Raw genomic sequence first — 12783 nt, forward strand, 5'->3', positions numbered from 1 at the left:
AAGCTAGTAAGATCCCTGAAAGATGATCAGGTTGATAGGTTCGAGGTGGAAGCATGGTGACATGTGGAGCTGACGAATACTAATAGATCGAGGACTTAACCATATAATATGTAGCAATGTTATCTAGTTTTGAAGGAATATGCCTTCATAGTTTGGTGATGATGGCAGAGAGGTCACACCCGTTCCCATACCGAACACGGAAGTTAAGCTCTCTAGCGCCGATGGTAGTTGGGACCTTGTCCCTGTGAGAGTAGGACGTCGCCAAGCAAGAACCTAAGTCATTTTGACTTAGGTTTTTTTGTGTTTATTTCTATTTACCGAATGTTATAATCCATAAATTTAATAAAGCTAAAGACGAAAAAAGAATGAAATAGAGACTGTTTAAAATAATAGCAATAACTTTTAGTGTTCCTGATTTTCCTAATGCCACTAAAGTAATACTTAAAATAGGACACATTATTTCTATCATAAGTATATATTTTAAATAATGAGATGCTATAAATAAGTATTTAATAATTACAGAAATTACTGCAATAGAGAAAAATAAATAGGATGATAGCATAGTTCTTTCTTTAACAGTTATCCTCCTTAGAAATTAAATCGTTATAATAATACAAGAGTATATATATTTTGATTTAAAACATACTGAAGTGCCATTTAAACGATTATACGTAAAATAGATGTCTAGAAATATATATTCTAATTCCCTTTTCTTCTTGCATATAGTTGCAATTCTTCTTTTGAATATAACTAAAACACGAACGTTATTGACTACTAATAAAAAAACATTCGATTATTTATTGACATTGTTTATGAAATATTGTTAATATAGCCATAGAAACAATAATATAAGACCTCATATAATCGCGGGGATATGGCCTGCAAGTCTCTACCTAACGACCGTTATTCGTTAGACTATGAGGGAAAGTCACTCGGTATTTTTCTATTCACAAGGGATACGTATGCCTGAGTAGAGCGCTTTCTCTCATAGTAAAAGAGAAACTGTTCTATTTCAGGCTTTTTTTATTTGAATCGGGGGGATTCTAATATGAAATCACTAGTTGGAGTCATAATGGGAAGCACGTCAGACTGGGAAACAATGAAATATGCTTGTGACATTTTAGATGAATTAAATATACCGTATGAGAAAAAAGTTGTATCCGCTCATCGGACTCCGGATTATATGTTTGAATATGCAGAGACGGCTCGTGAACGTGGATTGAAAGTTATTATTGCTGGAGCTGGTGGAGCAGCACATTTACCAGGAATGGTTGCAGCGAAGACAAATCTTCCTGTAATTGGAGTTCCAGTTCAATCAAAAGCATTAAACGGCTTAGATTCATTATTATCCATCGTCCAAATGCCAGGAGGTGTTCCAGTTGCAACTGTTGCAATTGGTAAAGCTGGTTCAACGAATGCTGGATTACTTGCCGCACAAATACTTGGATCATTCCATGATGATATACATGATGCATTAGAATTGAGACGAGAAGCGATTGAAAAAGATGTGCGTGAAGGTAGTGAGCTAGTATGACGAGAATCATTTTACCTGGAAAAACAATCGGTATTATTGGAGGCGGCCAGCTAGGAAGAATGATGGCATTGGCAGCTAAGGAAATGGGATATAAAATTGCTGTTTTAGATCCTACAAAGCATTCACCATGTGCACAAGTTGCTGATATTGAAATTGTTGCACCATATGATGATTTAAAAGCAATTCAGCATTTAGCAGAGATAAGTGATGTTGTCACATATGAATTTGAGAATATTGATTATAGATGTTTACAATGGCTTGAAAAACATGCGTACTTACCACAAGGTAGTCAGTTGTTAAATACAACGCAAAATCGTTTTACAGAAAAGAATGCGATTGAGAAGGCTGGGTTACCAGTAGCAACGTATAGATTAGTTCAAAATCAAGATCAGCTTACAGAAGCAATTGCTGAGTTATCATTCCCTTCCGTCTTAAAAACGACGACAGGTGGATATGATGGGAAAGGACAAGTTGTTTTAAGAAGTGAAGCTGATGTTGAGACAGCAAGAAATCTTGTGGATAAAGCAGAATGTATTTTAGAGAAATGGGTGCCTTTTGAAAAAGAAGTATCAGTTATTGTGATTCGTAGTGTAAGTGGTGAAACAAAAGTGTTTCCAGTAGCAGAAAATATTCATGTAAATAACATTTTACATGAATCTATCGTTCCAGCTCGCATTACAGAAGAGCTTTCTCAAAAAGCAATTGCTTATGCAAAGGTACTTGCGGATGAATTAGAACTTGTGGGAACACTAGCTGTAGAGATGTTTGCTACAGATAATGGTGAGATTTATATTAATGAATTAGCGCCAAGACCTCACAATTCAGGACACTATACACAGGATGCATGTGAGACGAGTCAATTTGGTCAACATATTCGAGCAATCTGTAATTTACCTCTAGGAGAAACAAATTTGTTAAAACCAGTTGTCATGGTAAACATTTTAGGCGAACATATAGAAGGGGTCCTAAGACAAGTGAATAGATTAACCGGGTGCTATTTACACTTGTATGGAAAAGAAGAAGCAAAAGCACAGCGAAAAATGGGGCATGTTAATATTTTAAATGATAATATTGAAGTCGCTCTAGAAAAAGCGAAGAGTTTGCATATTTGGGACCATCAAGAACAACTGTTGGAGGGAAAAAGATGATTAGTCGTTATACACGCCCAGAAATGGGTGCAATTTGGACGGAAGAGAACAAATTTAAAGCATGGTTAGAAGTTGAGATTTTAGCTTGTGAAGCATGGGCTGAGCTTGGCGATATTCCAAAAGAAGATGTTAAGAAAATTCGTGAGCATGCATCATTTGATATTGATCGTATTTATGAAATTGAAAAAGAAACACGTCATGACGTAGTTGCATTCACTCGTGCTGTATCAGAAACGCCAGCATTAGGTGAGGAACGTAAATGGGTTCATTACGGTTTAACATCTACAGACGTAGTAGATACAGCATTATCTTACATCTTAAAACAAGCGAATGAAATTATATTAAAAGACTTAGAGAACTTTGTAAGCATTTTAGCTAACAAAGCGAAAGAGCATAAATACACAATCATGATGGGAAGAACACATGGTGTTCATGCAGAACCAACAACATTTGGTTTAAAACTTGGTCTTTGGTATGAAGAAATGAAACGTAACGTAGAGCGTTTCAAACAAGCTGCTGATACAGTTCGTGTTGGTAAACTATCTGGTGCGGTTGGTACATATGCAAATATCGATCCATTCGTAGAAAAATATGTTTGTGAAAACTTAGGATTAGAAGCAGCACCAATTTCAACACAAACATTGCAACGTGATCGTCACGCACACTACATGTCAACACTTGCACTAATTGCAACATCTATCGAAAAGATGGCAGTTGAGATTCGTGGTTTACAAAAGAGTGAAACACGTGAAGTTGAAGAAGCTTTCGCAAAAGGTCAAAAAGGTTCTTCTGCAATGCCACATAAACGTAATCCAATTGGTTCTGAAAATATGACTGGTTTAGCTCGTGTTATCCGCGGTTATATGATGACAGCTTACGAAAATGTTCCATTATGGCATGAGCGTGACATTTCTCACTCTTCGGCAGAACGTGTAATTTTACCAGATGCTACAATCGCATTAAATTACATGTTAAATCGCTTTGGTAATATCGTTAAAAACTTAACTGTATACCCAGAGAATATGAAACGCAATATGACAAGAACATACGGCTTAATTTATTCTCAGCGCGTAATGCTTACACTAATCGACAAAGGTATGGTACGTGAAGAAGCTTATGATATCGTACAGCCTAAAGCGATGGAAGCTTGGGAAACACAAGTACAATTTAAAGAGCTTGTAGAAGCTGATGAGCGTATTACAAGCAAGTTAACACAAGAAGAAATTAATGAATGCTTCAACTATGAGCATCATATGCAACACGTTGATACAATCTTTGAACGCCTTGGATTAAACGAAGCGTAAAATTTCATATGGCACAGAATAGAGTCATTCTGTGCCATTCTTTATAAAAACATTATTCACATTTTTCAAACTACAGGGGGCTTGCGAAATGCAAAAGCTAGAATTGCTGTATGAAGGTAAGGCAAAAAGAATTTATCGTACAGAATCAGCAGATATGGTTTGGGTAGAGTACAAAGATAGTGCGACTGCTTTCAATGGGGAGAAAAAAGAGACGATTACAGGAAAAGGTCGTTTGAACAATGAAATTACAACTTTATTGTTCAGAAAGTTACAAGAAGTGGGAATTAAAACACATTTTGTTGAGAAGTTATCTGAAACAGAACAACTTGTTAAAAAAGTGAGTATTATTCCTTTAGAAGTTGTCACAAGAAATGTAATTGCAGGAAGTCTTTCAAAACGATTAGGAATGGAAGAGGGAACTGTACTTGCAGAACCAATCGTAGAATTTTACTTCAAAGATGATGATTTAGGAGATCCGCTTGTAACGGAAGATCATATTCGTGTATTAAACGTTGCATCACCAGAGCAAGTAAGTGTATTACGAGATATGGCTCTACAAATCAATCAAGTGTTGATTGATCATTTCGCAAGCTGTCGTGTAAGATTAGTAGATTTCAAATTAGAGTTTGGTGTAATGGAAGAAGGAGAAATCATTTTAGCGGATGAAATTTCACCGGATACTTGCCGTTTATGGGATGAAACGAGCAATGAAAAGTTTGATAAAGACGTATTCCGTCGCGATCTTGGAAATTTAACAGATGCTTATGAAGAGATTTTAAAACGTTTAGGGGGAATTTCACATGTATAAAGTTAAGGTATATGTAACATTAAGAGAAAGCGTATTAGATCCACAAGGAACAGCAGTAAAAGGAGCACTTCATAGTCTTTCATTCACAGAAGTACAAGATGTTCGAATCGGAAAGTACATGGAACTAACAATTGATAAATCTGTATCTGATTTAGATAGCAAGGTAAAGGAAATGTGTGAAAAACTATTAGCGAACGTTGTAATGGAAGACTTCCGTTATGAAGTTGAGGAGGTTGTCGCACAGTGAAATTTGCCGTAATAGTATTTCCGGGTTCGAACTGTGATGTCGATATGTTCCATGCAATTAAAGATGAGCTTGGCGAAGAAGTAGATTACGTTTGGCACGATACAGAGAATCTAGATGAATATGATGCAATTCTACTACCAGGTGGATTTTCTTATGGTGACTACTTACGCTGCGGTGCTATCTCTCGCTTTGCTAATGCAATGAAAGCAGTGCAAAAAGCTGCTGAGCAAGGAAAGCCGATTTTAGGTGTATGTAATGGATTCCAGATTCTTGTTGAATCAGGATTACTACCAGGAGCGTTAATGAGAAACGAAAACTTAAAATTTATGTGTCGCACTGTTCAGTTGCGTGTTGAAAATAATGAAACGATGTTTACATCACAATATGGAAAAGATGAAGTAATTAATATTCCAATCGCGCATGGTGAGGGGAATTACTATTGTGATGAAGCGACGCTTAAACAATTAGAAGAGAACAATCAAATCGCATTCCGTTACGTAGAAAACCCTAACGGTAGCGTTTCAGATATTGCTGGTATTGTAAATGAAAAAGGAAATGTACTTGGTATGATGCCACATCCAGAGCGTGCTGTAGATGAATTACTTGGCGGTGCTGAAGGGTTAAAAGTCTTTCAATCTATCTTAAAACAGTGGAGGGAAACATATGTCGTTAATGCTTGAACCAAATCCAACACAAATTAAAGAAGAGCGTATATATGCGGAAATGGGGCTAACAGACGAAGAGTTTGCCATGGTTGAAAAGATTTTAGGTCGTCTGCCAAATTATACAGAAACAGGGTTATTCTCTGTAATGTGGTCTGAACATTGTAGTTATAAAAATTCGAAACCAGTTCTTCGTAAGTTTCCAACTACAGGTGAGCGCGTTCTGCAAGGACCTGGAGAAGGTGCTGGAATTGTAGATATCGGTGATAATCAAGCAGTTGTATTTAAAATGGAAAGTCATAACCATCCTTCAGCTATTGAACCATATCAAGGAGCTGCAACAGGTGTTGGTGGTATTATTCGTGACGTATTCTCTATGGGAGCACGCCCGGTAGCTCTATTAAACTCACTTCGTTTCGGTGAATTACAGTCACCACGTGTGAAATATTTATTCGAAGAAGTAGTAGCAGGAATTGCAGGATACGGTAACTGCATCGGTATTCCGACTGTTGGCGGCGAAGTACAATTTGATCCATGTTATGAAGGAAATCCACTTGTAAATGCAATGTGCGTAGGTTTGATTAACCACGAAGACATTAAAAAAGGGCAAGCGCACGGTGCTGGTAACACAGTAATGTACGTAGGAGCATCAACTGGTCGTGACGGTATTCACGGTGCAACATTCGCGTCGGAAGAACTATCTGAAAGCTCAGAAGCGAAACGTCCAGCGGTTCAAGTAGGGGATCCATTTATGGAAAAACTTCTTATTGAAGCGTGTTTAGAATTAATTCAATCCGATGCACTTGTTGGAATTCAAGATATGGGTGCGGCTGGTTTAACATCATCATCTGCAGAAATGGCAAGTAAAGCAGGAATGGGTATTGAAATGTACTTAGATGATGTACCACAGCGTGAAACAGGAATGACACCATATGAAATGATGCTATCTGAATCACAAGAGCGTATGTTAATTGTTGTGAAAAAAGGTAGAGAACAAGAAATAGTAGATTTATTTGAGAAGTATGGTCTTGCAGCGGTTACGATGGGGAAAGTAACGGAAGATAAAATGCTTCGTTTATTCCATAAAGGTGAAAAGGTAGCTGAAGTTCCAGCAGATGCTTTAGCAGAAGAAGCACCAATTTATCATAAGCCATCAAAAGAAGCAGCATACTTTGCTGAATTCCAAGCAATGAAAATGGAAACGCCAAAAGTAGAAAATTATAAAGAAACGTTATTCGCTTTATTACAGCAACCAACAATTGCAAGTAAAGAGTGGGTATACGATCAATACGATTACCAAGTTCGCACAAGCACAGTTGTTACGCCAGGTTCAGATGCTGCAGTTGTACGTGTACGCGGTACAGAAAAAGGATTAGCAATGACGACAGATTGTAACTCTCGCTACATTTATCTAGACCCAGAGATGGGCGGTAAAATTGCAGTAGCAGAGGCAGCGCGTAATATCGTATGTTCTGGAGGAGAGCCACTTGCAATTACAGATTGCTTAAACTTCGGTAACCCAGAAAAACCAGAAATCTTCTGGCAGATTGAGAAATCAGTAGACGGTATGAGTGAAGCTTGTCGCACATTACAAACACCAGTTATCGGCGGAAACGTATCGATGTATAACGAGCGTAGTGGTGAAGCTGTATATCCAACACCAACTGTTGGGATGGTCGGACTTGTGCATGACTTAAAACATGTAACAACACAAGAGTTTAAGCAAGCTGGTGATTTAGTGTATGTAATTGGTGAGACGCAAGCTGAGTTTGGCGGAAGTGAATTACAGAAAATGATTCACGGCAAAATTTTCGGTCAATCACCAAGTATCGATTTAGATGTAGAATTAAAACGCCAAAAACAAGTATTAGAAGCAATTCAAGCTGGTCTTGTTCAATCTGCACATGATGTTGCTGAAGGTGGTTTAGCAGTTGCGATTTCAGAAAGTGCAATTGGTGCTAAAGGCTTAGGTGCTACTGTGAAATTAGATGGAGAAGCAACAGCAGCATTATTCGCTGAATCACAGTCTCGCTTCGTGATAACTGTAAAACGTGAAAATAAAGAGGCGTTTGAGAAAGTGGTAGAAGCAATCCAAGTTGGAGAAGTAACAAGTACAAATGAAGTAACAATTCATAATGAAGAAAATGAAGTATTACTTACAGCAAATGTAGATGAAATGAGAAAGGCTTGGAAAGGGGCAATCCCATGCTTGCTGAAATAAAGGGGTTAAACGAAGAATGTGGCGTTTTCGGAATTTGGGGGCATGAAAATGCAGCACAAGTTTCATACTACGGATTGCACAGTTTACAGCACCGTGGGCAAGAAGGCGCAGGCATTGTCGTAAATAATGGGGAAAAAATCGTCGGTCACAAGGGGTTAGGTTTAATATCAGAAGTGTTTTCAAGAGGTGAGCTAGAAGGATTAAATGGAAAATCAGCAATCGGACATGTACGATATGCAACAGCTGGTGGAAGTGAAGTTGCTAACGTTCAACCATTGTTGTTCCGTTTTTCCGATCATAGTATGGCGTTAGCTCATAACGGAAATTTAATTAACGCAAAAATGCTTCGTCGTGAATTAGAAGCAGAGGGCAGTATTTTTCAAACTAGTTCAGATACAGAAGTACTTTTACATCTTATTAAACGTAGCACGAAAGATTCTTTAATTGAAAGTGTAAAAGAGGCTTTAAATAAAGTGAAAGGTGCGTTTGCGTATCTTTTACTAACTGGAAATGAAATGATCGTTGCATTAGATCCGAATGGGTTCCGTCCGCTTTCAATTGGAAAGATGGGGGATGCTTACGTTGTAGCATCTGAAACATGTGCTTTTGATGTAGTAGGTGCAACATACATTCGTGATGTAGAACCGGGTGAATTACTTATCATTAATGATGAAGGAATTCACGTAGATCGTTTCACAAACGATGTAGAACATGCAATTTGTAGTATGGAATATATTTACTTTGCACGACCAGATTCTAATATTGCAGGCGTTAATGTTCATGCAGCACGTAAGAATATGGGGAAACGTTTAGCGGCAGAAGCTCCTATTGAAGCAGATGTTGTTACTGGTGTACCAGACTCTAGTATTTCAGCTGCGATTGGCTATGCGGAGGCGACAGGTATTCCATATGAGTTAGGATTAATTAAAAATCGTTACGTTGGACGTACGTTTATTCAACCTTCTCAAGAACTGCGCGAGCAAGGGGTTAAGATGAAGCTTTCCGCAGTAAGAGGTGTAGTTGAAGGGAAACGAGTTGTTATGATTGATGACTCTATCGTAAGAGGAACGACAAGTAAACGAATTGTTCGTATGCTTCGTGAGGCTGGAGCGACAGAAGTTCACGTAAGAATTGCTTCACCACCTCTGAAATATCCATGTTTCTATGGCATTGATATTCAAACGAGAAAAGAATTAATTGCAGCAAATCATACAGTAGAAGAAATCCGTGAAATGATCGGAGCAGATTCTTTAACATTTTTAAGCGAAGATGGATTAGTAGATGCAATTGGACGTCCATATGAAGGGAAATATGGCGGCCTATGCATGGCTTACTTTAATGGGGACTATCCAACAGCTCTTTATGATTATGAGCAAGAGCTTTTAGAAAGCATGAAATAAGAAAAGTGAGAAAAGCTTCTACTTCTTTTGATGTAGAAGCTAGATCCTTTCTTAAAATAGCCCGCCCTGGATGGGGAGAAATTAAAAGACGAGGTGTAAATAACGATGGCGAATGCATATAAGCAAGCAGGAGTAGATATTGAAGCTGGATATGAAGCGGTATCTCGCATGAAAAAACACGTACAAACAACTATGAGAAAAGAAGTACTAGGCGGTTTAGGCGGTTTTGGAGGTATGTTTGATCTATCAAAATTTGCATTAGAAGAACCTGTATTAGTATCTGGAACAGATGGCGTGGGAACGAAATTGATGCTCGCTTTTATGGCAGATAAACATGACACAATTGGTATTGATGCAGTAGCAATGTGTGTAAATGATATTGTTGTCCAAGGAGCAGAGCCGCTTTTCTTCCTTGATTATATTGCTTGTGGTAAAGCTGAACCTAGTAAAATTGAAAACATCGTCAAAGGTATATCAGAGGGCTGTCGCCAAGCTGGTTGTGCATTAATCGGTGGAGAAACAGCTGAAATGCCAGGAATGTATTCTACGGAAGAATATGATTTAGCTGGTTTTACAGTTGGGATTGTTGATAAAAAGAAAATTGTAACAGGTGAAAAGATTGAAGCTGGTCACGTGCTAATTGGCTTAGCATCTAGCGGTATTCATAGCAATGGTTACTCTTTAGTACGAAAAGTGTTATTAGAAGATGGGGAACTATCTTTAGAGCGTATTTATGGCCGCTTAGAACTACCTCTTGGTGAAGAATTATTAAAACCAACGAAAATTTATGTCAAACCTATTTTAGAACTATTGAAGAAACATGAAGTATACGGTATGGCGCATATTACAGGTGGTGGATTTATTGAAAATATTCCACGCATGTTGCCAGAAGGAATCGGTGCTGAGATTGAACTAGGATCTTGGGAAATTCAGCCGATCTTTAGTTTGCTTCAAGAAGTTGGAAAACTGGAAGAGAAAGAAATGTTCAATATTTTTAACATGGGTATTGGTATGGTAGTAGCAGTGAAGGAAGAAGATGCAAAAGATGTTGTTCGTCTTCTTGAAGAGCAAGGAGAAATGGCTCGTATTATTGGACGTACTATACAAGGAGCTGGCGTTACTTTTAATGGGGGCACAGCACTATGAGTAGATTAGCAGTTTTTGCTTCTGGAAGTGGATCTAACTTTCAATCTCTCGTTAATGCGGTAGAAGAAAAAAGATTGGGTGCAGAAATTAGTTTATTAGTATGTGATAAACCAGAAGCACGAGCTGTTGGACGGGCAAATTATCATCATATTCCGTGTTTTGCTTTTTCAGCGAAAGCATATGAGTCAAAAGAAGCGTTTGAAAAAGAGATATTAAAGAAGCTAGAAGAATATGAAATTGATTATGTTATCTTAGCTGGATATATGCGTTTAATCGGGCCGACGTTACTAGAAGCATACGGCGGGAAGATTATTAATATTCATCCATCATTACTACCGAGCTTTCCGGGTAAAGATGCTGTCGGTCAAGCGTTAGAAGCAGGTGTGAAAGTAACTGGAGTAACAATTCATTATGTAGATGCAGGTATGGATACAGGGCCAATTATTGCACAAGAAGCAGTGGTTGTTTCTGAAGGGGATACGAGAGAAAGCTTACAAAAGAAAATTCAACAAGTTGAACATAAATTATACGTAAATACAGTGAATCAAATTGTTCAGTCTGTGAAAGAATCAACTGTTAACTAACATACAACCAGGGGTGAAGGATAAATGAAAAAGCGTGCATTAGTAAGTGTTTCAGATAAAACAGGAGTAGTAGAATTTGTTAAAGGGTTACTAGAACAAGGGATTGAAGTTATTTCAACAGGTGGTACGAAAAAGTTACTAGAAGAAAATGGCTTACAAGTAATCGGCATTTCTGAAGTAACTGGTTTCCCTGAAATTATGGATGGCCGTGTGAAAACATTACATCCAAATATTCATGGTGGTCTATTAGCAGTTCGTGATAATGAAACACATGTAACACAAATGAATGAGTTAGGTATAGAGCCAATTGACTTTGTTGTTGTTAACTTATACCCATTTAAAGAAACAATCGCTAAGCCTGATGTAACATTTGCTGATGCAATTGAAAATATTGATATCGGTGGCCCGACAATGATTCGCTCTGCTGCGAAAAATCATAAATTTGTATCGGTAATTGTAGATCCAGTAGATTACGATGTTGTATTAGCAGAACTGAAAGAAGACGGTGAAGTAAAAGAAGAAACGAAACGTAAATTAGCAGCGAAAGTATTCCGTCATACAGCGGCATATGATGCGTTAATCTCTAACTACTTAACAGAGCAAATGGGTGAAGAAAGTCCAGAAACATTAACTGTGACATTTGAGAAAAAGCAAGACTTACGTTATGGCGAGAACCCACATCAAAAAGCAACTTTCTATAAAGCGCCATTTGCAGCAACTTCTTCTGTTGCATACGCAGAACAATTACACGGTAAGGAATTATCGTATAACAATATTAATGATGCAGACGCAGCGCTTAGCATCGTAAAAGAATTTACAGAACCAGCAGTAGTAGCAGTAAAACATATGAATCCATGTGGTGTTGGAGTAGGAACTAATATTCACGAAGCATATACTCGTGCTTATGAAGCAGATCCAGTATCAATCTTCGGCGGTATTATCGCAGCAAATCGTGAAATTGATAAAGCTACAGCAGAAAAGTTACATGAAATTTTCTTAGAAATTGTTATCGCACCTTCGTTCTCACAAGAAGCTTTAGAGGTGTTGCAAAGTAAGAAGAACTTACGTTTATTAACTATAAATATTGAAAAAGCGACAAGTGCAAGCAAAAAACTAACTTCTATACAAGGTGGACTTCTCGTTCAAGAGGAAGATACGTTATCATTAGATGAAAGTACAATTTCAATTCCAACGAAACGTGAACCTTCAGAGCAAGAATGGAAAGATTTAAAACTAGCTTGGAAAGTTGTAAAACATGTGAAATCAAACGCAATTGTTTTAGCGAAAGATGATATGACAATTGGTGTTGGTGCGGGACAGATGAACCGTGTAGGTTCTGCAAAAATCGCAATTACACAAGCTGGTGAAAAAGCACAAGGTAGCGCACTTGCATCTGATGCTTTCTTCCCAATGCCAGATACATTAGAAGAAGCAGCAAAAGCAGGAATTACAGCAATCATTCAACCGGGCGGATCAATCCGTGATGAAGATTCTATTAAAGTGGCAGATACTTATGGGATTGCTATGGTGTTCACTGGCGTACGTCATTTCAAACACTAATAGAGGATGTTAAAAAAGTCCGGTTAAGAGAACCTTCGCATGTCGTCGTTGCATCGCCAGTGCGGTACTCATGTAGGAAAGCTACACTCCGTGTCCTCCTGGCAAATGCGCCTCGACCTGCTCGGTTCTCTTAATCCTCCTTTTTAAACCTTTCTTGATATGGATGTTT

12 protein-coding genes, 2 rRNA genes and 1 riboswitch are annotated in these 12783 nt (G+C 38.0%); of the genes, 13 read left to right on the forward strand and 1 reads right to left on the reverse strand.

Going from position 1 to position 12783, the window contains the following annotated elements; genetic code table 11:
• Window positions 1–103 (forward strand): 23S ribosomal RNA (locus tag ACTFR8_RS24665); the annotation flags it as partial.
• A 48-nt stretch (window positions 104–151) separates the two neighbouring features.
• A 5S ribosomal RNA gene (gene rrf, locus ACTFR8_RS24670) occupies window positions 152–267 on the forward strand.
• 43 nt (window positions 268–310) lie between these two features.
• Here rrf and ACTFR8_RS24675 read toward each other — a convergent pair.
• Window positions 311–562: a hypothetical protein gene (locus ACTFR8_RS24675; RefSeq protein ID WP_000953258.1), complete on the reverse strand. Its 252-nt coding sequence runs from the start codon at window positions 560–562 to the stop codon at window positions 311–313.
• 274 nt (window positions 563–836) lie between these two features.
• A riboswitch (purine riboswitch) is annotated at window positions 837–938 on the forward strand.
• 110 nt (window positions 939–1048) lie between these two features.
• Between ACTFR8_RS24675 and purE the strand changes: the two genes are divergently transcribed.
• The 11 genes from purE to purH all read left to right on the forward strand — a co-directional run bounded on the left by purE (window position 1049) and on the right by purH (window position 12614).
• Window positions 1049–1534 carry a 5-(carboxyamino)imidazole ribonucleotide mutase gene (gene purE, locus ACTFR8_RS24680; protein WP_000839367.1) on the forward strand — a complete coding sequence of 162 codons (486 nt, stop codon included), beginning with the start codon at window positions 1049–1051 and terminating at the stop codon, window positions 1532–1534.
• The gene (gene purK / locus ACTFR8_RS24685) at window positions 1531–2682 is read left to right on the forward strand and encodes a 5-(carboxyamino)imidazole ribonucleotide synthase (protein ID WP_000196770.1); all 1152 of its coding nucleotides are present in this window, start codon (window positions 1531–1533) and stop codon (window positions 2680–2682) included. The genes purE and purK overlap by 4 nt, the downstream gene beginning before the upstream one ends.
• A complete protein-coding gene (purB, locus tag ACTFR8_RS24690) occupies window positions 2679–3986 on the forward strand; it encodes an adenylosuccinate lyase (protein ID WP_000625682.1) in 1308 nt (435 codons plus the stop codon). Before purK ends, purB begins: the two co-directional genes overlap by 4 nt.
• 88 nt (window positions 3987–4074) lie before the next feature.
• Window positions 4075–4794: a phosphoribosylaminoimidazolesuccinocarboxamide synthase gene (purC, locus tag ACTFR8_RS24695; protein WP_252209760.1), complete on the forward strand. Its 720-nt coding sequence runs from the start codon at window positions 4075–4077 to the stop codon at window positions 4792–4794.
• Complete coding sequence (gene purS, locus ACTFR8_RS24700; RefSeq protein ID WP_000278823.1) at window positions 4787–5041, forward strand: phosphoribosylformylglycinamidine synthase subunit PurS; 255 nt, start codon at window positions 4787–4789, stop codon at window positions 5039–5041. The genes purC and purS overlap by 8 nt, the downstream gene beginning before the upstream one ends.
• Window positions 5038–5721, forward strand: coding sequence for a phosphoribosylformylglycinamidine synthase subunit PurQ (purQ, locus tag ACTFR8_RS24705; RefSeq protein ID WP_000666787.1), 684 nt, complete (start codon window positions 5038–5040; stop codon window positions 5719–5721). Before purS ends, purQ begins: the two co-directional genes overlap by 4 nt.
• The gene (gene purL / locus ACTFR8_RS24710) at window positions 5705–7924 is read left to right on the forward strand and encodes a phosphoribosylformylglycinamidine synthase II (protein WP_000055565.1); all 2220 of its coding nucleotides are present in this window, start codon (window positions 5705–5707) and stop codon (window positions 7922–7924) included. The genes purQ and purL overlap by 17 nt, the downstream gene beginning before the upstream one ends.
• On the forward strand, window positions 7909–9324 hold the full coding sequence (gene purF / locus ACTFR8_RS24715; RefSeq protein WP_000879025.1) for an amidophosphoribosyltransferase: 1416 nt from the start codon (window positions 7909–7911) through the stop codon (window positions 9322–9324). Before purL ends, purF begins: the two co-directional genes overlap by 16 nt.
• 105 nt (window positions 9325–9429) lie before the next feature.
• Entirely contained in the window at window positions 9430–10470 is a 1041-nt protein-coding gene (purM, locus tag ACTFR8_RS24720; RefSeq protein ID WP_001262439.1) for a phosphoribosylformylglycinamidine cyclo-ligase, read from the forward strand.
• The gene (purN, locus tag ACTFR8_RS24725; protein ID WP_000088596.1) at window positions 10467–11054 is read left to right on the forward strand and encodes a phosphoribosylglycinamide formyltransferase; all 588 of its coding nucleotides are present in this window, start codon (window positions 10467–10469) and stop codon (window positions 11052–11054) included. Before purM ends, purN begins: the two co-directional genes overlap by 4 nt.
• Window positions 11055–11078: 24 nt before the next feature.
• Window positions 11079–12614, forward strand: coding sequence for a bifunctional phosphoribosylaminoimidazolecarboxamide formyltransferase/IMP cyclohydrolase (gene purH, locus ACTFR8_RS24730; protein WP_000745436.1), 1536 nt, complete (start codon window positions 11079–11081; stop codon window positions 12612–12614).
• The last annotated feature ends 169 nt before the right edge of the window (window positions 12615–12783 follow it).

Origin of the sequence: Bacillus cereus group sp. MYBK15-3 (assembly GCF_051916765.1) — a bacterium.
GTDB lineage: Bacteria > Bacillota > Bacilli > Bacillales > Bacillaceae_G > Bacillus_A > Bacillus_A cereus.